We start from the raw sequence: 23,907 nt of genomic DNA on the forward strand, positions 1-23,907 counted from the left end.
GAAATCACTATATAATCGAGCAGGTTTTGATTCCGCCATTCGGAGGTTCGATCCCTCCCGCCCCAGCCAGCGCTTAGCTCTCGGCGCTTACTCGGTCGCTTCCATATGGTTTTGGTCCACGACCCGCAGCGTCCGTCGCACCATGCCCTCGACAATGACCGCCGATTCGCTTGGACGCAGATGGATCGCCGTGGACCTGAGCAGCCATGGCAACACCGCCTGCTCAAGCCGCTCCTCATAGGCGTGGCGCATCATGTCGAATGCCATCAGGCCTGGACCCGCCAGGATGACATGGTGCGGCCGCAGCACGGATATCGTTGCTGCGACCGCCTCGGCGAGCGCGCGACCCGCCTGCAGGAATAGGTGCTCGAGACGTGGATCGCCGCCCAGCGCGCGCTCGCGCAACAGGGCCATCTGTCCCTCCGATGGCTGCTGCGAGTCCGCCGGCGGCAGATCGAGAAAGGTGCGGGCGTCGCGGTAGAGCGCGTAATCGGCAAGATAAGCCTCGATACAGCCGCGCTGGCCGCAGCGGCATTGCGGCCCGTCCGGCGCCAGCTTGACATGGCCGATCTCGCTGCCGGCGCCCCAGCGTGCTTCACCATCGGCAACGACGCCCATCCCGATGCCGTGACCGACCATGATCGTGGCCGAGAGGCCTTGCGCCAATGCCGGTTCGGCGGCCGTGAGGGCGAGCGCGACCGCGACAGCGTCGTTCGCCATGACGACATCGACGCCGAACGCCTGACGTATCGGCGTCGCCAGATCGACTTCGGTGATCGACAGCGCGGGACTCCACAGTGTCGTGCCGGTGTCGACGTTCACGATGCCTTGCAGCGCAATCCCGATTCCCAACAGCCGATGGCGCGGCGTCGCCGTCGCATCGAGCAGCGCATTGATCTGCGCAATCACGAGATCGCGCAGCGCGCCTGCATCGAGCGCGCGCGTCGACAGTGCAAGTCGCGACTGCGCGACGCCGGAGCCCCGGAAATCCGCGATCAGCGTCTCGATCAGGTTCATGCGCACGGAGACCGCGGCGATGCGCCCGAACTCCGGATTCAGGGTCAGCAGCACGGCCGGCCGGCCGCGGCGGCGGCCATTCAGCCCGTCCGCATCTTCTTCCTCGCCGTCCTCGGACCACGGCGTTGCCGCCGTCTCGCTCTCACAGAGCAGCTCTTCTGCGATCAGCCGCGACGTCAGGCCGGAAACGGCCGGGAAGCTCAGCCCTGTACTCCGGGCGAGCGCCACGCGCGGCAGCGGCCCTTGGCGTCGCAAGACATCGACGAGACGGCCGCGGTTGGATTCACGGGCGGTGTTTGACACGCGTCTGGACGGCTCAATTTGGTCAACCATGCTGCCTCTTTAATTCATCAGGTAAATTTAATTGAGGGGATGGGATGCGTGTGTGACCGGAAAAGCACAATCGGATTCGGTTTTCAGGAGCCATATTTACTATTATCGTACCATCTGTACTATTTAGACTTGAAGAAGGGGCAAGTACATCCTGATCCGGCTGGTTTGCCCTGCGGCATTTGTTCGCGACGTAAATAAAAGATAGCGCATAAGCGCTGTGAAACCCCTGAACGGGGGTGACCCAAGGGAGGTGTACATGAACGAATCGCTGAAGAAACTAATGGTGTCGCTGTTTGCGACCGCAGCTGCGCTGGCCATCGCCACGGGGGCGGCGCAGGCCCAGCAGAAAAAGACCATCGCGCTGGTCACCAATGCCGCGGCCGATTTCTGGACGATCGCCGGCCGCGGGCTCGAAAAGGCTCAGAAGGAGCACCCGGAATACGACATCCAGTTGATCGTCACCAACGAAGCGACGGCGGCGGGCCAGCGGCGCGAGCTGGACGACCTGCTGGTGCGCGGCGTCGCCGGCATCTCCATCTCGGTCGACGATGCGCCGCACGCAACCGAAGAGCTCAACAAGGTTGCGGCCAAGACCGTGTTGATCACGACGGATAGCGACGCGCCGCAGAGCAAGCGTCTCGCCTATATCGGCACCGACAACGTCGCGGCCGGGCGCCAGGCAGGCGAGGAGATCAAGAAGGCGTTGCCGAACGGTGGCAAGATCGCGCTGTTCGTCGGCACGATGGACGCGGACAACGCCCGCGAGCGGGTGCAGGGTATCAAGGACGCGATCGCCGGCACCAAGGTCGAGCTGGTCGACGTGTTCACCGACCAGGTGGACTTCGCCAAGGCCAAGGCGAACATGGAGAACGTGCTGGTCAAATATCCCGACATCGCGCTTTTGTCCGGCCTCTGGAGCTACGAGACTCCGCTGATCTATGACGCAGTCAAGGCGGCTGGCAAGGCCGGCAAGGTGAAGATCGTCGGCTTCGACGAGGATCAGCGCACGCTGCGGGGAATATCCGACGGGACGATCGAGTCCACTGTCGTGCAGCAGCCGTACGAGTTCGGGTATCTCTCCGCCATCAACATCATCAAGACGCTGAACGGCGACAAGTCCTGGATTCCGGCTGATAGCAAGCTGATCGTGCCGACCCAGGTGGTCAGCAAGTCCAACGTTGCGGAGTTTACCGCTCATCTGAAGGAGCTGCTGAAGAAGTGACTTCAGCGTGCTTCACGGCCCGGCCGCCGCGGTGGCCGGGCTTTGGGCGGGAGGGAAGCGGAGACATGGCAGAGACACTGCTGGAGCTCAGCGGGATCAGCAAGACCTATCCCGGGGTCAGGGCGCTCGACGACGTCAATCTGCGCGTCTATCGCGGCGAAGTGTTGGGTTTGATCGGCGAGAACGGCGCCGGCAAATCGACGCTGATGCGCGTGCTGGGTGGCGTGATCGCGCCGAGCGAAGGCGTGATCCGCATCGGCACCAGCGAGTATGCCCGAACCACGGTGACCGAGGCGACGCGGGCCGGCATCGCCTTCGTGCACCAGGAGCTGAACTTGTTCGAGAATCTCGACGTCGCAGCCAACGTGTTCATCGGGCGCGAGAAGCTGATGGGCGGGCCGCTGAAGCTGGTGGACAATGCCGAGATGCGTGCTCGGGTGACCCCGCTGCTGGAGCGGCTGGGTGCCGATTTCGCGCCGGATACGCTGGTCGAAGACCTCTCCATCGCCGAGCGGCAAATGGTGGAGATCGCCAAGGCGCTCTCGATCGACGCCCGCGTGATCATCATGGACGAGCCGACCTCCAGCCTGACGATCTCGGAGACCGAACGGCTGCTGGAGGTGATTGCCGATCTGAAGGCGCACGGCATTTCGGTGATCTATATCTCTCACCGGCTCGGAGAGATCATGACCTGCGCCGACCGCGTCGTGGTGCTGCGTGACGGTCGCACCGTGGGAGAGCTGGCGCGGAACGAGCTAAGCCATGCCGCGATGATCCGGTTGATGATCGGTCGCGACCTCAAAGCGCTGCATACCCCGCCGAAACAGGCGCCGCAGCCGGGCGGCTGCGATATCGTCGGCGTCGTGACGTCGGCCTTTCCCGACCGGCAGGTTGATCTTTCCGTGCGGCATGGCGAGATCCTGGGACTGGCGGGGCTCGTGGGCGCTGGCCGCACTTCTCTTGCCCGCGCCGCCTTCGGCATTGACCCGCTGCTGGGCGGCGAGATCAGGATCGACAACGCACCGGTCGCTGTCGCATCGCCGCGCGACGCGATCAGCCAAGGCATCTATCTGGTGCCGGAGGACCGCAAGAAATCCGGGCTCGTGCTGGAGCTGCCGATCCGCGAGAACATGACGCTGGCGAGCCTGCTGGATCATGCGCGGATGTGGCTGGTCAGCGGCGCGGCCGAGCGCAAGGTCGCGAAACAGCAGGTGAGGCGCCTCTCCATCAAGGCGCCAAGCATCGATATGGAGGCCGTGACGCTCTCCGGCGGCAACCAGCAGAAGGTCGTGCTCGGCAAATGGCTGTCCATGCAGCCGCGCGTGATGTTCTTCGACGAGCCGACCCGCGGCATCGACGTCGGCGCCAAGGGCGAGATCTACGCGTTGATGCGCGAGCTTGCCGACCAGGGCGTCGCGATCGTGATGATCTCCTCGGACATGGAGGAGGTCATCGGCGTCTCCGACCGCGTGGCGGTCATGCATGAAGGCGGCGTCAGCGGCGTGCTCGAGCGGGAGCAGTTCAGCGAATACAACGTGTTGCGACTGGCCATGGGCCAGGCGCTGGAAACCGCGGAAGCGGCCGCGCCATGATCAGGAAAGAGCTCGGTCTGGCATTGCTGCTGGTGGTGATCGCCGCCATCACGGGCGCGATCAATCCCGCCTTCCTGTCGCTGGTGAACCTCTTGAACATGGCCAATCTGATCGGCCTCTTCGGTGTGTTCGCGCTCGGCGAGGGGCTCGTGATCATCACCGGCGGCATCGACCTGTCGCTCGGCTCGATGTTTGCGCTGCTCGGCGTCGTGTTCGTCGATCTTCTGACGACCTACCAGGTGCCGTGGCCCCTGGCGCTGCTGGCAGTGCTGCTGGGCGGGCTGGTGCTCGGCGGCATCCAGGGGTTCCTGATCACCCGCCTGAAGATGCAGCCCTTCATCGTGACGCTGTGTGGGTTGCTGATCTATCGCGGCGCCGCGCGCTATTACACGAGCGATTCGACCCGCGGCTTCGGTTACGGCGACGAGGCGGCGACACTGAGCAACATCGCCTCGGGCAATTTGGCGGGAATCCCGAACACCTTCATCCTCCTGATCATCCTTGCGCTGATCCTTGGCGTGCTGCTGCACCGCTCGGTCTACGGGCGCTGGCTTTATGCCGTCGGCAAGAACGAGGAGGCGGCACGCTTCTCGGGCATCAACACCAATATCGTGATCGCAACCGCCTATATCATCAGCGGCGGGCTCGCCGGAGTTTCGACGGTCTTGTTCGTGTTCTACACGAACTCGGTGTCGCCGAGCTCCTTCGGCAATTTCTACGAGCTCTACGCGATCGCGGCCGCCGTCCTGGGCGGGTGCAGCTTGCGCGGCGGCGAGGGGTCCATTCTCGGTATCGTGCTGGGCACGGCGCTGCTGCAGGTGCTGCAGAACCTGGTGAATATCCTGGGCATCCCGAATTCGCTGAACTTCGCGGTGATGGGCACGGTCATTCTGATCGGCGTGTTGGCGGATCAGCAATTGCAGGCGCGACGGCGGCGCAAGCTGGCACTGGCCGGCGTCGCCCGCACCGCGCCGAAATCGACATTGGCGGAGCAAGTCCAGGGCGCGTCACCGCGCCCCGCGGATGCATTGCCGGCGAGAACGGTTGATCGGGCATGACAGATCCACGCTCCAGTTGACACAAGGCTGCCTGGTCGGCGGCCGCTGGGGGAGGGAGCGCGTTCCAGGCTCGAGGGCTTTGGGCAGGGGCGTGAGGCGAAACAAGCAAAGCCTGAGACGGCGGGAGGACGAGTAAAATGTTGCGCAGGTTTATGAACACCGCAGAGGTGTGCGGTGTGGGGATTGCTTTCTCATCGCTGTTTTGCGGTGGAGTGTATGCGGCCGACTTTTCGACGAAAGCTGCGCCTGTTCCGTATGCTACGGCTGACGACTTCTGGACGAGACCGTATCTGTTCGGCGATCTCGGCAGGACCAGGCTGAAGGAGCAGGGCATCGACATCGGCCTGACGCTCGGCAACGAATCCGTCGGCAACGTCTCGGGTGGAAGCAGGAACACCGCAGCCAACGCCGGCCAGTTGTGGTTCGGCGCGAAGCTGGACATGGGAAAACTCGCCGGCATTCCCGGCGGCACCGTCGGTCTCACGCTGGTCGACCGCTTCGGCAAGAATCTGAATACCGAAGCGGACATTCCCGCCCTGCAGCTGACCAACGAAGTGTTCGGCCGCGGCAATATTCTGCGCCTGACGCAGCTCTATTACTCGCAGAAGCTTTTCGATGACAGCCTTGAACTCAAGGGCGGCCGTCTTCCGGTCGGCTCCGACTTCTTCTTCGGCCTGTGCGAGTTCATCAACCTGACCTTCTGCGGCGGTCAGCCCGGCAACATCCAGGGCGGCTACATCTACAATTGGCCGGTGAGCCAGTGGGCCGGTGTCGTCCACTACAAGATCGCGCCGGAATTCACGGTGTCGGTCGGTGTCTACGATGCCAATCCGGGTTACCTGACGACGTCAGACCCGGGCGTCTACTTCTTGCCCGGCATTCCCGCCTCGAACCCCGCCAGTGGCGTGATGGTGCCGGTGGAGTTGGTCTGGACGCCGAAGGGCCCCTTGACCGGGACCTGGAGACTCGGCGGCTGGTACGACAGCGCCTCGTCCATTGATGGCGGCCTTCCGGGTGTTATCGGCACCATCCCGGGCGTCGGTGGTGTGCCCGATCAAAATATCAGCGATCAACGCGGCCGCTACGGTGTCTACGAATCGATCCTGCAACGATTGACCGTTGACGGTCCCGGTGCGGTAGGTTGGTACACCTTCCTCAATACGACCGTTGCCGATCACCGGACCTCGTACCAGGATTACCAGATCGCCCTGGGCTTCAGGCATACCGGAACGTTCTCCTGGCGTCCCCAGGACGAAGTCGGCTTCGCGGTCGGCACGACGCACGTGAACACGGCTGCCCTCAGTCCGAACGCCGGCGGCAACGAAGTGCCGCTTGAAGTCTGGTACGGATGGCAGGCGACCGGCTGGCTGAACCTCAAGTTCGACGCTCAGTATGTCATCAATCCCGGTGGGCGCGGCTATAACGCGGCGGGCGTGAAGACCGACAACGCCGTGGTTCTTGGCATGCGCACCGAGGTCCACTTCTGACGGGACGCTCACCCGTCTGATGCGAAAGGTGGGGCATGCCCGTCCCACCGGAGCGCACGCAACGTGTGGCGGCTCCACTCAGCGGAGCCGCCCGGGACTTGGTTATCACCTATCCCTCGTATTGATCCGGTCCCATCGCCCAAGACGCCTGATCGTGACCGAACGCGTAATTGCGGTTGTTGATCGCCGGATTGCGATTGACCATCGGCCGCATGAACATCGGGTGGGTGGCGCTGCGCACCTCGTGCTCGACCGTGAACAGCGGCTTGCCGCTGTCGAGATCGACGATGTCGCAGAAGCGGTACTGGTACTGATTGTCCTCGCGCGAGATCAAATCGCGCGCCAGCAGCTTGCGGTAAGGGCCGGAAAAATCGGTGATGTACATCTGCACATGGTGGCCGTCATAGTCGCCTTGCGGCCGATCGGTCTCGCGAAACAACAGATGCTGGTCGCGGCCGGTCTTCACGGCGGCAACCGTACCGTCGCCGTTCCATAACTCGGATGGCATGCCCATGATCTCGGGGTAGAAGGCGCAGATGCGAGCGGCCGATCCCACCGGCACGTCGAACTCGACATAGGGAACGCCGAGCGCGACACGGCCGAAGCGCGCGGCGTCGGGCTCGTAGCAGCGCAGGCGGTTGCCCCACGGACAAATCGCCTCGACATGGTCGTTATGCTCGGCGAAGGCGAACGCGGTGGCCTCGAGCTTTTTGGCGACCGACGCCAATCGCGCCAGCAGCGCCTCGCGGCCCGCGATGACGAGTCCGACATGACCGCGCAGCACCTGCGGCCGGCCGCTCGGCAAATGAAACTGGCTCCGTCCGGCGTTGATCCACATGTTGGTGTCGGACACCATCAGATACGGATCCCGGGTGAGCCCGAGACCTGCGACATAGAACAGCGTGGCGAGGCGCTGGTCCGGGACCTGGATGTTGACGTGCTCGAAATGGATCGCGTTGCCGAGATCTTCTTTGGATCGATCGAATTGTTGCGGCATGGACGGGGCTCTGATGGGGGAGGGACAGGTCCATACTAGAGCACAATTTCCGCCAGTCGAAATGATTCGCCGATCACATCTCGAGGGTGGGGCATGGCGTCCATTGCCACCTTGCCGCAAATGCCAATCCCTGTAAGCTGACAAAAAGCACAAAGGAAAGAGATCGATGGGAGGGGTTCTGGCGGGCGTCCGCGTTCTTGATTTCGGGCGCTATATCGCGGGGCCCTATTGCGCGACCTTGCTGGCCGAATTCGGCGCCGAGGTCATTCGCGTGGAGAAGCGCGACGGCAGCGAGGATCGTTTCGTGGCGCCGGTCGGCGAAACTGGCGAAGGCGCGCTGTTTCTTCAAGTCAACCGCAACAAGAAGTGCCTCACGCTCGATCCGATGAAGCCGGAAGGACAGGAGGTGATGCGCCGCCTGATTGCGACCGCGGACGTGGTCGTCGCCAATTTGCCGCCGCAGACCTTGGGCGCGATGAAGCTCGACTACGATTCGCTCAAGGCGATCAAGCCGGACATCATCCTGACGACGGCCACCGCGTTTGGCGGGCCGGGGCCATGGTCCGACCGTGTCGGCTTCGACGGTGTCGGCCAGGTCATGTCGGGCTCGGTGTACATGACGGGCGCCGGCGATCCACCCTACCGGGCCGCGGTCAACTGGGTCGATTTCGGGACCGCGCTACATTGCGCGTTCGGCACGCTCGCCGCACTGATCGAGCGCGGCAAATCCGGGCGCGGGCAGATCGTCGAGGGCGCGTTGCTCGCAACCGCCTTGTCCTTCACCAACGCGACGCTGATCGAGCAGGCCGTCATCAACGTCAATCGCGTGCCAACAGGCAATCTCGGCCAGACCGCGGCGCCCGCCGACATCTACCGCACCAGGGACGGCTGGGTGCTGTGCCAGGTCACGGGGCATCCGCTGTTCAAGCGCTGGGCGAAACTGATGGGCGAGGAGGAGGTCTGGCTGAACGATCCGCGCTTTGCCGACGACATCAGCCGCGGCAACAATGGCCCTGTCATCAGCGAGCGCATGGCGCGCTGGTGCGCCGAGCGCACCACGCAGGAAGCCGTCGACACCCTGGGCAAGGCCATGATTCCGACCGGCCCCGTGCTGAGCCCGCAGCAGGCGCTGGATCATCCGCACGTCCGCGCCGCCGGATTCATGCAGGACGTCGACTATCCAGGTCTGCCGAAGCCCGCACCGGTGGCACGCGCCGCCGTCCGCCTGTCGGAAACGCCCGGCGAAATCGCGATGCGCCCGCCCACGCTCGGCGAGCATACCGATCTTATCCTGACCGAGCTCGGCTACGACAAGGCCGCGATCGCGGCGCTCCGGCAAGGCGGCATCGTCTAGCGGTGAACAACGGCACCTGCACGGCGGCTTGCCGTCGTGATCGCCGCGCTTTGCCGCACGCTGAGCAATTGCTTCAACGCCTGTGCATCGGCCGGCGCCGCGCTCTTCTGGTCGTTGTCGAAATAGACGTAGACGTCGCAGCCCTGCCGCTTCCAGGATTTGATGCGCCGCGCCCATTGCGCCAGCGTGGGTTTCGTATAGTGCCCGTGATAGCGCCCGCTGGGCCCGTGCCCGCGCACATAGACGAAATCCGCCGTGCGCTTCCATGGCGCGGGCGCGTCGTGATGATCGGACAGGCACAGCGAGATGTTCTCGTCGGCCAGCATCCGCAAGATGCGCGGCTGATACCAGCTCGGATGACGGAATTCGAAACTGTAACGCCGCTTCCGCGACAACAGCTTGAAGAAGCCGGCGAGGCGGTCCGCGTCGGCCTCGAATTGCGGCGGGAGCTGGAACAGGATCGGGCCGGCCTTGCCGCCGAGCCGTGAGATGCGATCCTCCAGCAGTTCGAGGCTGTTCACCGAGCGATCCGACAGGCGCTTCCAGTGCGTGATGAATTTCGAGGCCTTCCAGGCAAAGACGAAATCGCGGCCGGTCTGCTCGCGCCAACCCTCGACGGCCTCCGGCGTCGGGGTGCGGTAGAACACCCCGTTCAGCTCGGTGGTGTCGAACTGTCCGGCGTAGTAGCTCAGCTGCTGCTTCAGCGTCACGCCCTTGGGAAAGAACGGGCCTCGCCAGGAGGCGTAATGCCAGCCGGAAGTTCCGATCAGAACGCGCGCCATGTTCGACGTGTCCATCCATTGCGATTTGCCGGATGGGAACGTCCGTGCGGCCGATACGTTGCTCGTGAGCTTGATCAACGCAGGACCGGAACCGATGTACGCGCTGTTCGAAGGCAACAAGCAGATCGGCGATCCCTTTCCGACGGAGAAGGAGGTGTGGGAAGCCGCCTTGATCGAGGGGCTGGTAACCGACGTACCGGTCGCGGACGAGGAGGGCGGCCGCCTTCTGCCCGCCGGCTATCACGTCGCGCAGGTCGATGAGACGTTCGAGCCGAAGCCCGGCTGGAAGTTGCCGCGCGAGATCTCGTGAGCGGGCCTAGTTCGAGGCCAGCGCCGCCTTGGCGACTTCCGCCATCCAGCTCGATGCCACCGGCAGGATCGCGTCGTTGAAATCATAGCGCGGGCCGTGCAGCTCGGCGCCATCCCGCAATTCGCCGTTGCCGATCCAGACGAAGGCGCCCGGACGCCGCGAGAGATAGTGGGCAAAATCCTCGCCGGCCATGCTGGGCGCGAGGTCGCGCCGCAACTCGGCCCGTACCTTGTCCGCCGCGAGGCGCGCGAGATCCGCTTCTGCCGGCGTGTTGATGACCACGCCGACGCCAATGACGATCTCGGGCGCGACCTTGACGCCGAAGCTCGTGGCAATCCCGGCGCAGATCTGTTCGATCCGCGCCAAAACGGTGTCCTTCACCGCATCGCGATGGTAACGCAGCGTGCCGCCGATCGAGACGCGTCCGGCGATTTGGTTGCGTGCCGTGCCGCCTTCGAGCGTGCAGAGCGAGAGCACGGCGGTGTCGAGCGGATCGACGCTGCGCGAGACGATCGATTGCAGCGCCACGATCAAATGGCCGGCCGCCATCACCGGATCGCGCGTCAGATGCGGCATGCCGGCGTGACCGGCATGGCCATCGATGGTGATGGTGATGCGCCCGCCGGAGGCCATGACGACGCCGTCATGGACCGCGATGGTGCCGGCGGCGAGCCCCGGCCAGTTGTGAAAGCCGAACACCCGTTGCATCGGAAAGCGGTCGAACAGCCCGGCCGCGACCATCGCGCGCGAGCCGCCATAACCTTCCTCGGCCGGCTGGAAGATGAAATCGACCGTCCCGCTCCAGCTGGTGTCGGCGGCGAGCAGCGCGGCCGCGCCGAGCAGCGAAGCGGTATGCCCGTCATGGCCGCAGGCATGCATCACACCGGGGTTTTGCGAAGCGTAAGCTAGCCCCGTATCTTCGGTGATCGGCAGCGCATCCATGTCGGCGCGCAGGCCGACGCGGCCCTGGGCGTGGCCGCGCGTCAGGGTCGCGACGATGCCGTGACCGCCGATGTTGGCCTCGAAGGAAATGCCGAGCTCGGTGAGCTTGCCCTGCACGAAGGCCGCGGTGGCTTTCTCCTGGAGCGACAGTTCGGGATGCGCATGCAAATGCCGGCGCCACGCGGTCAGTTTCTGGTGCAGCTCGGGGGTCAAGGCGGGAATCTCTCGGCTTGTGTGTCGGCGTCGACACCATAGCCGAATAACCGCAGCTTGCATCAAGCCTCAGCGAATGCCTCGCGTGCAGCAACGCGCTCCGTCTACGCCGACAGCTTCGCCAGCCCGTCCCAATCGAAGCTGATGCCGTGGCCGATACGGTCTGGCGCGAGCGCAAGCCCGTCCTGCAGCACCAGTGGATGCTCGATAAATTTGTCGAGCCCAAAACCGTGCGCCTCCAGATACGACCGGTTCGGGCAGGCCGCGAGCAGGTGCACGGTGACGTCATGCGCGCCATGGCTGGTGACGGGCAGGTTGAACGCCTCCGACAGCCGCGCGATCTTCATGAAGGCGGAGACGCCGCCGCAATTGGTGACGTCAGGCTCGGGATAGGACACCGCGCCCGCGACGATGTAGTTCTTGAACTCCCAAAGCGAACGTAAATTCTCGCCCGCCGCGATCGGCACGCCGCCGGCCTGCATGATGCGAGTGTGGCCCGCGACGTCGTCGGGAATGATCGGCTCCTCGAGCCAGGTGAGGTCATACGGTTGGAACGCGCGGGCGGCGCGGATCGCGTCCTCGACCGTCCATTTCATGTTGGCATCCACCATCAACGGAAAGCCGTCACCGAGATGCTGTCGCATCGCCGCGACCCGCGCCACATCCGATTTGAGATCGGGGCGGCCGGCCTTCATCTTGATGGCGCGAAAGCCCTTGCTGAGATTGCCGTCAGTCTGCGCGAGCAGTGCTTCGACGGAGAGATCGAGATCGATGCCGCCCGCATAACACGGCACGCGCGCGTCGAATCCGCCGAGCAACTGATACAGCGGCAATTGCGCGCGCCGCGCCTTCAAATCCCACAGCGCGATGTCGAGTGCCGAGAGCGCCAGCACCGCTGGCCCGCCGCGCCCGCCATAATGCAGTGCCCACCAGACCTGGTGCCAGATCGCCTCGGTATCATCGGCCTCGCGGCCTTCGACGAGCGGCGGGATCTCGCGCTTGAGGATGTCGGCGACGGCGCCGCCATTGCGTCCGACCGTGTAAGTGTAGCCGACCCCCTCGGCGCCATCGGCATCCCGGATGCGGCAGGTGATCAGCTCGAACGCCGCCATGTCGCCATGCATCGAGTCCGACAGCGTGACGGGAAGGGGAATCCGGTAGAATCCGGTCTCGATGGTCGAAATGCGCGGCATGCGGCCTCCCTGCGTTTTCTTTGCAGGCTAGGCCGACGCGCACCGCCCGGCAAGCGCGCGCCATGCAAGGCAGCTCACCGCATCGTCGCGAGCTGCACGGCCAGCGCGCAGGCGCGGTCGTATTCGTCGAGATTGATCCACTCGTCGATCGTGTGCACCTCGTTCTGGCCGGCGCCGAAGGTCACGGTCGGAACGCCGTGGCGGACCATCCAGTTGGCATCGAGGCCGCCATTGGCGGTGCGCACGTTCGGGGTGCCGCCGACGGCGGACACGGCCTCCACCGCGCGTCTGACGACAGGAAGGTTGTCCTTCATGCGGAACGGGAAATAGTCGGTCTCGGCCTTGAACTTGACCTTGCCGGACTTGCCTTGCGCGTTGGTGACTTTCTTGGCCGCCTTCTCGAACGCGGCCTTGTAGGCTTTCGTGATCTCCTTGAAGAACTTTCCGTCATGGCTGCGGCTTTCGCCGCGCACATGCACGTAGTCGGTGACGACGTTGGTGGCGTCGCCCGCAGGCCGCCCTTCGCCGCCGGTGACGGGGCCGACATTGCTGGTGCCTTGCTGCTTGCGCTTGACCACCTTGCCGAACCAGCCGCCGGCCTTCACATCGGCGAGCGCAAGCGCGAGGATCATGGTCGAGGAGATGCCGCGCTCCGGCGCGACGCCGGCATGCGAGGCGCGGCCGAAGATTTCCACGGTCCAGCGGTCGGCACCGACCGCGCCGATGACGACGTTGGAAGCCGAGCCGCCGTCATAGTTGAAGGCCATCACCGGCGAGCCGAGTTCGTCCAGCTTGACGTGGCGCGCGCCATAGAGCCCGCTCTCCTCGCGCACGCAGAACAGCAGCGTGATCGGCGGATGATCGAGTTGCTGCTTTTCGAGCTCGGCCGCCAGCGTCACCAGCACGCCGCAGCCGCAGCGATTGTCGCCGCCGAGCGCGGTCTTCGCATCATTGACGATCTTGCGACCCGACTTTTTCGGCTTGGCGCCGGCGCATAGCGGCACGGTATCCATGTGGGTCATGAACATGATGCGCGGCTGGTTGTGCAGCGCGCCGCGGCCGGGCAGGTCGACGATGAGGTTGCCGGTCTCGGTCGGCACCGGAATGCGGGTATTGGCGTCGTCGAGCCGGATCGCTTTCGCCGGCACGCCGCTCTCCTTCAGCGCAGCCGTGAGCTCACGCCCGATCGCGGCCTCCTGTCCGGTGACGCCCTCGACGGCGAGAAAGCGCAAGAGGCGGTCGGTGGCGGCTTTGGTGTCGACAGGCATGAGATGTCCCCTTGATGCAGGGCTCTACTCTATCGTCGGTCTTGGCGAGGTATAGACCAAAAAGATCAGCGCGCCGATGCCAAGCATGGCTGCCATGAAAAGCAGCACCGCCGGCAACCCTGCAAACGCCGCCACCGCACCGGTGATCGATTGCATCAGCGCCGCGCCGAGGAAGAAGGCGAGGTTGATCGCCGCGAGCGCCTTGCCCGCAACTTGGGCGTCGACCAGCTGCCGCGACATGCCGAACAGCAGCGGCTGTGCGGAAGTGGCAAGCCCGATGAGCACGAACAGCACGAGGTCGTATTGCGGCGGCATCACCGCAACACCAGACAACACGGAAATGGCATAGCGCGGGGCCCCTAACGCCATCAGCGCCAGCAGCAACGCCCCGACGAGGTGCGTTCCCGCCACCAGCGCGCGGCGGCGTCCCAGCCTGCGGTCGATCATGCCGATGACAAGCGGACCTGCGATCATGGCCAGCGTGAACGCGCCGAGCTGGTTGCCGGCCTCGACCCGCGACAATCCCTTGACCTGCATCAGCCACGGTCCGCCCCACAGGCCGCGCAGCACCAGCGAGGTCGCAAGCGACACCAGCGCCAGCGCGATCAGGCCGCGCAAGGGCCGCGACAGTCCGAGCCTGAGCACCTCGATCATCTGCGACAGCGGCGAGGACTCGTCCTTGTGCTCGGCCGGCTGGCTCGGCACCAGCAGGAACACCGCGAGCGCCGCGGCGACGCCGCCGAGCGCCGAGATCCAGAACCCGGCGCGCCAGCCGTAAGTGTCGACCACGAAGGCGAGCGGACTCGACGACAACAGCATGCCGATATTGCCGATCGAGAGGATCGCGCCCGACCACAGCCCAAAGCGCGCGGCCGACAATTGCTTGGCCGCCAACGTCATCGGGCACATCAGCATGCCGGAGGTGGCAATGCCCAGCAGCACCTGCCCGATGGCGAAGCTTTCGGGTCCCGTTGCGAACCCCGACGCGATGGCGCCGACCACGGTTCCCGCGAGCAGGCTCAGCGACACCGGCCGCACGCCAAAGCGGTCCATCGCCGCACCGACCGGGATCTGCGCGGCCGCAAACGCGAACGGGTAGACCGAGGTGAGGCTCGCCAGCGCCTGCGGTTCGATGCCGAAATCCGCCGCCATCAGGTCGAGGCTGACCGCCGGAATGGTGCGCAGCAAGGTCGAGAGCATGTGCCCGCAGGCCAGCGCAAGCAGCGCAAAGATCAGCGCGCGGGTGGCTCCCGCGTCGTGGGTGGCGGCGGTGGTCATGGGCGTTGCGTCCCGGCAAGGTTTCGGGTGGGGTTACATGATTGACGGGTGCATGCCAACATCGGGACCGCCATGGCCGCAATGTCGTGGATGCACAAGGCAACGGACGCGCAAGATCCTAAACGTGCAAGGCTAGTGACATCATGTATCTCGGCATCGACCTCGGCACCTCCGCCGTCAAAATCGTTCTGGTCGACGACGCGCAGCGCGTGGTGGCGAGCCGCAGCCGGTCACTGACGGTCTCCTCGCCGCGTCCCGGCCATTGCGAGCAGGACCCGGCACAGTGGATCGAGGCGACGTTCGCGACGCTGGACGCGCTGAAGGCGGATCACGCGCGCGAGCTGGCCGAGGTCGAGGGCATCGGCCTGTCCGGCCAGATGCACGGCGCGACGCTGCTCGACGCCAGCCACAGGCCGTTGCGGCCCTGCATTCTCTGGAATGACGGACGGTCCTTTGCGGAATGCGCCGAGCTGGAGCGGCGCTGGCCCGCCTTGCGGTCGACGACAGGCAACAAGGCGATGCCGGGATTCACCGCGCCCAAACTGCTGTGGGTCGCCAGGCACGAACCGGAGATCTTCGCGGCGACAAAACTCGTGCTGCAACCAAAAGCCTATCTGCGCCTGGTGCTGACCGGCGAGGCGATTGAGGATGTCTCGGACGCCTCGGGTTCGCTGTGGCTCGATGTTAGCAGCCGCGATTGGTCGGATGAAGGACTCGCCGCGACCGCGCTATCGCGCCAGCAGATGCCCCGTCTGGTCGAGGGCTGCGCGCCGGCTGCACGGCTGCGGAGCGAGTTGGCGCTGCGCTGGGGCATGACCGGGCGGCCGATGATCGCGGGCGGGGCCGGCGACAATCCGGCGGGAGCCATCGGCATCGGCGCCATCAATCCCGGCGCAGCCTTCATTTCGCTCGGAACCTCCGGCGCATTGCTGGTGCCGATCGAGACGATCGCGGCCAATCCGGAGCGGGTCGTGCACACGTTCTGTCACGCCGTCCCCGACAGGTGGATTCAAGCCGGCGCGATCCTCTCGGCGGCCTCGTGCCTGGCCTGGATCGCGCGGCTGTTGGGGCCCCCTGAGACTGAGCTGCTGGCGCCGCTCGGGTTGCGCCCGCGGGCGCCGTCGCCGGTCAGCTTCCTGCCGTACCTCTCCGGCGAACGCACCCCGCACGATGACCCCGACGTGCGCGGCATGCTCGATGGGATCAGTCACGCCACCGATCGTGACGCGATCGTGCAAGCCGTGCTCGAAGGCGTCGCCTTCGCGCTTGCGGATTGCCGGGACGTGCTGGCCGAGACCGGATTGGTGATCGCGGAGGCGGATGTCATCGGCGGCGGCTCACGGTCGCGGTTCTGGCTTTCGGTGCTGGCCAATGTCCTGAACGTGCCGGTGCATCGCTTTGCCGACGGCGATACGGGCGCGGCGTTCGGTGCGGCGCGGCTTGGCCGCCTCGCCGTCACCGGTGAGGCGATCGACGCCGTCTGCACCGCGCCACAGCGCGTCGAGACCTTCGAGCCCGACGGCGCGCTTGCGCAGGCCTATGCCGAGCGGCTGCCGCAATGGCGCCGCCTGTACCGGCCGCGGCGCTGATCGCGATACGCGATGATGTGGCGAAGAAAAGGCATCACGCGCGAGATCGGTTCCGTCTGCAAAAGATAAAAGCAGCGCCGGACCGTTGGTTGGCATGCCGGAGGTATTGCCCTGCGCCACAACCTTTTGTTTAATGCTTGCGCGCGCGCCAGGGACCAACGAGACGCGGGTGAGATTGCGGCCGCCGTCGGCGCGTCGGGGGAGGTGTGATGAGCGAGCCCATCCTCGAGATGCGCCGGGTCTCTAAATCGTTCTTCAGCATCAAGGCGCTGCGCGACGTCGACCTCACCGTCTACGCGGGCGAAATCCACGCTTTGATGGGCGAGAACGGCGCCGGCAAATCCACCCTGATGAAGATCCTGTCGGGCGCCTACCGGCCGGACCCGGGCAGCGAAATCCGCATCGACGGCCAGCCCGTGCAGATCAGCGGTCCGCTCGGCGGCCGCGCAGCCGGCATCGCGATCATCTATCAGGAACTCTCGCTCGCCCCCAACCTGAGCGTTGCGGAGAATATCTATCTCGGTCGCGAGGTCTCCCGCGGCGGCTTGCTGGCGCGCGAGGCGATGCAGGCCGGCGTCGGTCCGATCCTGGCGCGGCTCGGCGCGGATTTCACGCCGCAGACGCAGGTCGCCAATCTCTCGATGGGCCAGCGCCAACTGGTCGAGATCGCGCGCGCGCTGCACGCCCGCTCCAGGATCCTGATCATGGACGAGCCGACCACCGCGTTGTCGGCCGGTGAGAGCGAAAGGCTGTTCGCGCTGATCCGCCAGCTGCGCGCCGAAGGTCTCGCCATCATCTACATCTCGCATCGCATGGACGAGGTCTATGCGCTCGGCGACCGCGTCACGGTGCTGCGCGACGGCACGCTGGTCGGCTCGCTCGACAAGGCAGACATCCGTGCCGACACCATCGTCCGGATGATGGTGGGACGCGACGTCTCGTCCTTCTACAAGAAGGAGCATGATCCCAGGAACGATCCCAACGCGCGGTCGGGAGCTCCCGTGCTTGCGGCCGTCGACATCGCCGACGGCAGGCGCCTCAAGGGATGTTCGCTGGCGGTGCATGCGGGCGAGGTGGTAGGGCTTGCCGGCCTGGTCGGCGCCGGCCGCACCGAGCTTGCGCACCTCATCATCGGCGCCGCGCCCATGATCTCCGGCCATGTCGAGATCGACGGGCGCGCGGCCTCCATCCGCACGCCCGGTGAGGCGCTGGACGCCGGCATTGCCTACCTCACCGAGGACAGGAAGGCGCTCGGCCTGTTCCTCGACATGTCCTGCCTCGACAACATCAATCTCGCGGTGCTCGGCCGCGATGCGAAATTCGGCGGCATTCTCGACCGCGACAAGGCCCGTGACCGCGCCAAGCGCGCGTTCGCGGGGCTCGGCATCCGCGCTGCGAATGTCGGTGTTCCCGCTGGCGGGCTCTCCGGCGGCAACCAGCAGAAAGTGCTGCTGTCGCGGCTGCTCGCGATCGGCCCGAAGATCCTGATCCTCGACGAGCCGACGCGCGGTGTCGACGTCGGCGCCAAGTCCGAGATCTATTCGATCATCGACAATCTCGCGAAGTCGGGCACCGCGGTTCTCGTCATCTCGTCCGACCTGCCCGAGATCATCGGCATCTGCGACCGCGTCATCGTGATGCGTGCAGGACATATCGCCGGGCAGATCCGGCGCGACGCGACATCGCCACTCAGTCAGGAGGAGATCATGGCACTCGCCACCGGAACGGAGCAGCTCGATGCCTGAGAACGGCGCTTCCGCCAACACCGCCCCCGCCAAAGCCGTCCCCGTCGCGCCCGGTCTTGCCGCCGCGCAGGAGACGAAGCGGCAGCGGACGCGGATGATCATTCGCGCGGTCGGCATGCTGCCGGTGCTGCTGCTCTTGTGCATCGGCTTTCACGTGCTGTCGGACGGCCGCTTCTTCACCGGCCAGAACATCGGCATCGTGGTGCAGCAGTCCGCGGTCAATACCGTGCTGGCCGCAGGCATGACCTTCGTCATCCTCACCGGCGGCATCGACCTGTCGGTCGGCTCCATCTTGGCGGCGGCGGCGATGGCCGGGCTGATCATCTCCAAATTTCCAGATCTCGGGGCGCTGTGGTTGCCGGCCGCGGTGCTCACCGGCACCGTCTTCGGCATTCTCAACGGCGGCTTGATCGCGCTGTTGCGCCTGCCGCCCTTCATCGTCACGCTGGGATCCTTGACCGCCGTGCGCGGCGCGGCGCGCCTGCTCGGCGCCGACACCACGGTGTTCAATCCGTCGATCCCCTATGCCTTCATCGGCAACGGTGCTCTGACCCTCATTCCCGGCGTATTGTCGATTCCCTGGCTCTGGGTGATCGCGTTGCTGGTCATCCTGGTGTCGTGGCTGGTGCTCAAGCGCACCGTGCTCGGGGTGCACATCTACGCGGTCGGCGGCAATGAGAGCGCGGCGCGGCTCGCCGGCATCAAGGTCTGGGCCGTGTTGATTTTCGTCTATGGCGTGTCCGGCCTGCTCGCGGGCCTCGGCGGCGCGATGCAGGCAGCGCGCCTCTACGCCGCCAATGGCCTGCAGCTCGGCCAGTCCTACGAACTCGACGCCATCACCGCCGTGATCCTGGGCGGCACCTCCTTTGTCGGCGGCATCGGCTCGATCTGGGGAACGCTGGTCGGCGCGCTGATCATTGCCGTGCTGTCGAACGGCCTGATCCTGATCGGCGTGTCCGACGTCTGGCAATATGTGATCAAGGGTCTGGTCATCATCGGCGCGGTGGCGCTGGACCGCTATCGGCTGCAGGGCTCGGCTCGGACTTGAGAGCATGATCCGAAAAAGTGCGAAGCGGTTTTTCGAAAGGATCATGCTCAAACAAGGAGCATGAAAATGCAGCCGGCACCGCGCCGTCATGTTCATTCCGTCACGGCAACTGGTCGCCGCGCCGGAGCTTCAAACAGACCAGGGAGGAAGCCAATGTTGAAGTCGATCTCGCTTGCCGGCGCCGCGATGGCGCTCGTCCTGAGCTCCGCGCCGTCCTACGCCAAGGAGCTTAAGTCGATCGGCATTTCGCTGGGCTCGCTCGGCAATCCATTCTTCGTCGCGTTGTCGAAGGGCGCCGAGTTCGAGGCCAAGAAGACCAACCCCAACGTGAAGATCACGACGGTGGGCTTCGAATATGATCTCGGCAAGCAGGTCACCCAGATCGACAATTTCATCGCCGCCGGCGTCGACCTGATCCTGCTCAACCCTGGCGATCCCAAGGCGATCGGACCAGCGATCAAGAAGGCGCAGGCCGCCGGCATCGTCGTCGTTGCCGTCGACACCGCGGCCGAAGGCGCCGACGCCACGGTGACCACCAACAACGTCCAGGCCGGCGAGATCTCCTGCCAGTACATCGTCGACAAGCTGGGAGGCAAGGGCGACGTGATCATCGAGAACGGCCCGCAGGTCTCCGCGGTGATCGATCGCGTGGTCGGCTGCAAGAACGTGCTCGGCAAGAATCCCGGCATCAAGGTCCTGTCCAGCGACCAGGACGGCAAGGGCTCGCGCGAAGGTGGCCTCACGGTGGCGCAGGGCTATCTGACCCGCTTCGCCAAGATCGACGCCATCTTCGCCATCAACGACCCGCAGGCGATCGGCACCGACCTCGCCGCGCGCCAGCAGCAGCGCACCGGCATCGTCATCACCGCGGTCGACGGCGCCCCCGACATCGAAGCGGCCCTCAAGGACCCGCAGGCGACGCAGATTCAGGCCTCCGCCTCGCAGGACCCGTTCTTCATGGCCCGCCGCGCCGTGCAGGTCGGCGTCAGCATTCTCAACGGCCAGAAGCCGGCGTCCACGGTTGAGCTGCTGCCGTCGAAACTCGTGACGCGCGACAATGTCGGCGAGTACAAAGGCTGGACCTCGGATCGGTCGCAGTAGCGGGCGAGAGGCGGCCGGCGCCGGATGCGGCGCTGGTCGGCTCGCGTGGCGCGGTATTGGCTAGGCGTGCAGCGGTATCTGCCGCTTGCGATAGCCAAGGTTTCCGAGTTCCTCGGCGAATGTGGTCTTGTTGGCCGTGGCTGCCTCCCTGCTTCGACTCACTGATGCCCGATGGCGGGGCCTGACGCACCAGCGGAAGATGTGGCAGCGATACCTGCAGGATGGCCCCGTTCGCATATCACCAAAGCGGCCTGCGGAACCCGCAGGAGGTCCGGGTCTCCTTGGCGGCGCCGCGCATGCGGAAGGCTGTTTGCCAGCATTTTCGCGCGTAACTTAACGTATACTTTATAGTTCACTGCCTATTGGAGGTTGCAGAGGATTCCCGATGACCTTGAGCCTTTCTTCCGCCGCCACCACGTTGGGTCGCCTAGCCCGGGACGAGCGCTGCAATATCGCCGTCATCTTCGCCATCGCCTTGTTGCCGGTCTTGTCATTCGTCGGCGCTGCAGCGAAATCGACGCCGCCTTCACCCAGATCGGCACATCCATTTCCAAGCTGCGCGTTTCGAAGTAGCCCCACATATCCATTTTGCTTGATATTGGCCCGGGGAAGCAAAGGCTGAAACAGCAGGCAGAGCCCGCCAAGGGCGAAATCGCATCCTCACGTGAGCGCCAACGCGCGTCACATGTTGGCTCGGCGGCTGACCTTCGCGCGAGCGATCGTGACGTCCGTTCGCGAGCTAGACCGGACCGTCGCTCATGCAAAGCGGAGTCGCAGTTTTGACCCGAAGCGGACGTGAGCTCCCTCGGAGCCTACGGTCAGCCGATGATTCAATGCGAACACGCGTAGTCAGATTTGATGAGCAGCGCGGAACCCATCGAGTTCAACACGCGGAAATTGTGTGAGCCAAATTAAACAATCATTAGATGAGCACCAGATATTGATGCTCCAGAAGGGGTCAGGGATCCCGAACGATGCGATAGATGGACAGAGTGATGCGAAATGAAGGCTTTGTCTTTGCCGTCCTCAATGCTTATCGGTTCAGCGAAATTCTGCGCTTGTGGATCGCAATTGCGATTGTTGCAGCCGTTGACCTCGTATGGCTTCGCGCCGCTGGGATGACGATGGCTATCGATCCGACGCAAGCGATTGCGTTCTGTGCTGCTGCTCTTCTCTCCTTTGTTTACACGAGGTTGAGGCCGGATCGGCGTATCGCTGAGCTTGCCACGGCTTTGGCTCAGATCATTGCCTTTACGGTCGTGGGCGCGATCCTGAGTTATCTAACCATCACGGCAAAGTTTCCGTTGGTCGATTCCCAGCTGGCCGGCGTCGACACCCTGCTGAGACTGAATTGGCTGGCTTTCTTTGAGTGGGTTGAGGTCAGACCAATTATCAAAGCGGTCCTCGCAGTCGCGTATCACAGCTGTATGCTGCAGGTCGCCATCTTGTTGGTGTGGCTGAGTGCGTGCGGGCGATTTGAAAGGATGCGAGAGTTTGTTTGGCTGTTCGTAACATCGCTCCTCGTGATTCTTCCGATCTCATGGAGACTGCCGGCAGCGAGCGCATGGGTCTACTTTGGCGTCGTCGAACGCGTCGACGCGTATCATTTGATCGATTTCAACGCACTCCGAAGCGGCGAGATGACACGCATTTCGTTGACGCACGTGAATGGTCTGATCACATTTCCTTCGTTCCACGCTGCGCTGGCCACAATACTTATATACGCCAGCCGAGGCGTGAAGATGCTTTTCCCACTATACCTTTTCTTGAACTTGCTGATGCTTGCTGCAACACCTACTGTAGGCGGCCACTATTTCATCGATATCATCGCCGGTGCGGGCATCGTTCTCTGCCTCGCTTGCCTTCGACAGCTTCGCTGGGGCGTTTTGTTTGCGCGATGGAACACCTCGCCATCGCACGCGGCCGGATAGTCATCCACGCTCTGCAAGCGACAGAGCGATTTGTCTTGGCAGAGGTCATCAAACGACAAACAGATTGAAGTTCGCTTGTGGCCCGAAGGCGAAGGTCGCCATCGCCTGCGGTACACCGGAGCGGGGGCCAGCCGACATCGAGAACACGCGGGCAAACTGACCCGGAACGGACATCGCCAGGGTCTGGTCGATGTCGCCGGCGCGCCCGGTGTAGTGGCACCCCCATCTGGCCCGAAACTGATCTATCGCAGCGCCCGGCGTGGACCGCTTTGACCAACCATCGACATTGCATTGCCGAGAATTTTGGCTTTACGCTTGGGCAACGTGTCAGGAGTTGCGCGCATGGGCGGGGACACAGGTAGCCTTTTCTTGTCGGGGGGCGGCGAGATGGGCGCTCTCACAAGAGCGTTTGACTGGTCAAAAACATCGCTCGGCTCGCCGGAAGCGTGGCCGCAAAGTCTTCGGGTCACGGTGCGGCTCGTTCTTACCTCACGCCACCCGATGTTCATTTGGTGGGGACCGGACCTCATCCAGTTCTATAACGATGCGTATCGCGAAACGATGGGTCCCGAGCGGCATCCGAGCGCCTTGGGCGCGGGCGGCCGTGAATGCTGGGATGAAATATGGGACATCATTGGTCCCCAGATTGAATACGTCATGGCAGGTAAGGGGGCGACGTGGCATGAGGATCAATTGGTGCCTGTAACCCGCCACGGTCGGCGCGAGGATGTCTGGTGGACGTACAGCTTCGGTCCAATTGACCTTGAAGATAAAGTCGGCGGCGTACTCGTTGTCTGTAAAGACGTCACCTCCGAGCACATGGCAAGGGAAGCCCTGAGGCTTATCAACGAAGAGCTAAAGCACCGGTTCAAGAACACCTTTGCTGTGCTTGGTGCTGTTGCCAGCCAAACATTTCGTGACGTATCGAGCCGCGCCGATCTTGAAAAGTATAAGGCACGACTTGCCGCGTTCGGACGAGCACACGCCTTGCTGACTGCGGCGAATTGGGCTGCTGCCCCACTTCGAGATGTCGTCGACACGGCCCTGAGCCCTTACAGAACAGGCGAAGGCCGGATTACGACGTCCGGTCCTCCGCTTGTTCTCAGATCGCAACAGGCTCTCGCCCTTTCCTTAGCGGTTCACGAGCTCGCCACCAATGCAGTAAAGTATGGCGCTCTGAGCGTGACAGGCGGCCGGGTGTCCATCGTGTGGTCAACCGAAGATCAGGCGGGTGATCAAAAATTCGTCTTCGTCTGGCAAGAATTCGGCGGTCCATCTGTGTCGGAGCCCGCCGATAAAGGCTTCGGTTCGCAACTCATTTCGGGGGCGCTGGAATACGACTTCAGAGGGTCGGTTGCGGTGTCCTATGAATCGACCGGACTCACTTGCCGCCTCACGGCTCCGCTCGAAAATCTGGAAATGTCACCACAATAGTGGGAGCTTTTAC

The 23,907-nt window shown here is 64.2% G+C and carries 19 protein-coding genes; 12 read left to right on the forward strand and 7 right to left on the reverse strand.

The genetic code is table 11. The features are described from left to right. Positions 1-87 precede the first annotated feature (87 nt). Entirely contained in the window at positions 88-1,350 is a 1,263-nt protein-coding gene (locus tag ACIPUD_RS37115) for an ROK family protein (RefSeq protein ID WP_026233544.1), read from the reverse strand. 256 nt (positions 1,351-1,606) lie between these two features. On the opposite strand from ACIPUD_RS37115, the gene ACIPUD_RS37120 reads away from it, so the two are divergent. From ACIPUD_RS37120 to ACIPUD_RS37135, 4 genes are all read left to right on the forward strand, one after another. After that, the gene (locus tag ACIPUD_RS37120) at positions 1,607-2,572 is read left to right on the forward strand and encodes a sugar-binding protein (protein ID WP_085352214.1); all 966 of its coding nucleotides are present in this window, start codon (positions 1,607-1,609) and stop codon (positions 2,570-2,572) included. Positions 2,573-2,637: 65 nt separating this feature from the next. Beyond that, entirely contained in the window at positions 2,638-4,164 is a 1,527-nt protein-coding gene (locus tag ACIPUD_RS37125; protein ID WP_085362206.1) for a sugar ABC transporter ATP-binding protein, read from the forward strand. Then, on the forward strand, positions 4,161-5,222 hold the full coding sequence (locus tag ACIPUD_RS37130) for an ABC transporter permease (RefSeq protein ID WP_085352051.1): 1,062 nt from the start codon (positions 4,161-4,163) through the stop codon (positions 5,220-5,222). The genes ACIPUD_RS37125 and ACIPUD_RS37130 overlap by 4 nt, the downstream gene beginning before the upstream one ends. Before the next feature lie 137 nt (positions 5,223-5,359). Then, the gene (locus ACIPUD_RS37135) at positions 5,360-6,709 is read left to right on the forward strand and encodes a carbohydrate porin (RefSeq protein ID WP_446482653.1); all 1,350 of its coding nucleotides are present in this window, start codon (positions 5,360-5,362) and stop codon (positions 6,707-6,709) included. Positions 6,710-6,818: 109 nt separating this feature from the next. Here ACIPUD_RS37135 and ACIPUD_RS37140 read toward each other — a convergent pair whose 3' ends face one another. Next, positions 6,819-7,706 (reverse strand): VOC family protein, encoded by an 888-nt coding sequence (locus tag ACIPUD_RS37140; RefSeq protein ID WP_446482654.1) that lies wholly within the window; start codon positions 7,704-7,706, stop codon positions 6,819-6,821. Between the two features lie 166 nt (positions 7,707-7,872). Between ACIPUD_RS37140 and ACIPUD_RS37145 the strand changes: the two genes are divergently transcribed. Further along, on the forward strand, positions 7,873-9,060 hold the full coding sequence (locus tag ACIPUD_RS37145) for a CaiB/BaiF CoA transferase family protein (protein WP_018458263.1): 1,188 nt from the start codon (positions 7,873-7,875) through the stop codon (positions 9,058-9,060). On the opposite strand, the gene ACIPUD_RS37150 is transcribed toward ACIPUD_RS37145, so the two are convergent. Then, a complete protein-coding gene (locus tag ACIPUD_RS37150) occupies positions 9,057-9,842 on the reverse strand; it encodes a DUF72 domain-containing protein (RefSeq protein WP_085352054.1) in 786 nt (261 codons plus the stop codon). The two genes, ACIPUD_RS37145 and ACIPUD_RS37150, sit on opposite strands and share 4 nt — an antisense overlap. Here ACIPUD_RS37150 and ACIPUD_RS37155 point away from each other — a divergent pair. Further along, positions 9,841-10,152, forward strand: a complete 312-nt coding sequence (locus tag ACIPUD_RS37155; protein WP_377827758.1) for a hypothetical protein — start codon at positions 9,841-9,843, stop codon at positions 10,150-10,152. The genes ACIPUD_RS37150 and ACIPUD_RS37155 overlap by 2 nt on opposite strands. Before the next feature lie 6 nt (positions 10,153-10,158). On the opposite strand, the gene ACIPUD_RS37160 is transcribed toward ACIPUD_RS37155, so the two are convergent. The 4 genes from ACIPUD_RS37160 to ACIPUD_RS37175 form a co-directional block, all read right to left on the reverse strand. Then, positions 10,159-11,307 (reverse strand): amidohydrolase, encoded by a 1,149-nt coding sequence (locus tag ACIPUD_RS37160; RefSeq protein WP_446482655.1) that lies wholly within the window; start codon positions 11,305-11,307, stop codon positions 10,159-10,161. A gap of 104 nt (positions 11,308-11,411) precedes the next feature. Further along, positions 11,412-12,500, reverse strand: coding sequence for a mandelate racemase/muconate lactonizing enzyme family protein (locus tag ACIPUD_RS37165; protein ID WP_247394699.1), 1,089 nt, complete (start codon positions 12,498-12,500; stop codon positions 11,412-11,414). Between the two features lie 74 nt (positions 12,501-12,574). Then, positions 12,575-13,768 (reverse strand): M20/M25/M40 family metallo-hydrolase, encoded by a 1,194-nt coding sequence (locus tag ACIPUD_RS37170; RefSeq protein WP_204510528.1) that lies wholly within the window; start codon positions 13,766-13,768, stop codon positions 12,575-12,577. 24 nt (positions 13,769-13,792) lie between these two features. Then, positions 13,793-15,046: an MFS transporter gene (locus tag ACIPUD_RS37175; protein WP_446482656.1), complete on the reverse strand. Its 1,254-nt coding sequence runs from the start codon at positions 15,044-15,046 to the stop codon at positions 13,793-13,795. Between the two features lie 143 nt (positions 15,047-15,189). Here ACIPUD_RS37175 and xylB point away from each other — a divergent pair, with 143 nt between their 5' ends. The 6 genes from xylB (at position 15,190) to ACIPUD_RS37205 (ending at position 23,894) form a co-directional block, all read left to right on the forward strand. Continuing rightward, complete coding sequence (gene xylB, locus ACIPUD_RS37180; RefSeq protein WP_446482657.1) at positions 15,190-16,635, forward strand: xylulokinase; 1,446 nt, start codon at positions 15,190-15,192, stop codon at positions 16,633-16,635. 209 nt (positions 16,636-16,844) lie between these two features. Further along, positions 16,845-18,380: a sugar ABC transporter ATP-binding protein gene (locus ACIPUD_RS37185; protein WP_446482658.1), complete on the forward strand. Its 1,536-nt coding sequence runs from the start codon at positions 16,845-16,847 to the stop codon at positions 18,378-18,380. Next, positions 18,373-19,428, forward strand: coding sequence for an ABC transporter permease subunit (locus ACIPUD_RS37190; RefSeq protein WP_018458272.1), 1,056 nt, complete (start codon positions 18,373-18,375; stop codon positions 19,426-19,428). The genes ACIPUD_RS37185 and ACIPUD_RS37190 overlap by 8 nt, the downstream gene beginning before the upstream one ends. A 153-nt stretch (positions 19,429-19,581) precedes the next feature. Continuing rightward, on the forward strand, positions 19,582-20,529 hold the full coding sequence (locus ACIPUD_RS37195) for an ABC transporter substrate-binding protein (protein WP_018458273.1): 948 nt from the start codon (positions 19,582-19,584) through the stop codon (positions 20,527-20,529). 983 nt (positions 20,530-21,512) lie between these two features. Next, positions 21,513-22,460, forward strand: a complete 948-nt coding sequence (locus ACIPUD_RS37200) for a phosphatase PAP2 family protein (protein WP_446482659.1) — start codon at positions 21,513-21,515, stop codon at positions 22,458-22,460. Between the two features lie 387 nt (positions 22,461-22,847). Beyond that, complete coding sequence (locus ACIPUD_RS37205) at positions 22,848-23,894, forward strand: sensor histidine kinase (protein WP_446482660.1); 1,047 nt, start codon at positions 22,848-22,850, stop codon at positions 23,892-23,894. The last annotated feature ends 13 nt before the right edge of the window (positions 23,895-23,907 follow it).

The sequence above is a fragment of the Bradyrhizobium sp. CAR08 genome (assembly GCF_052871955.1).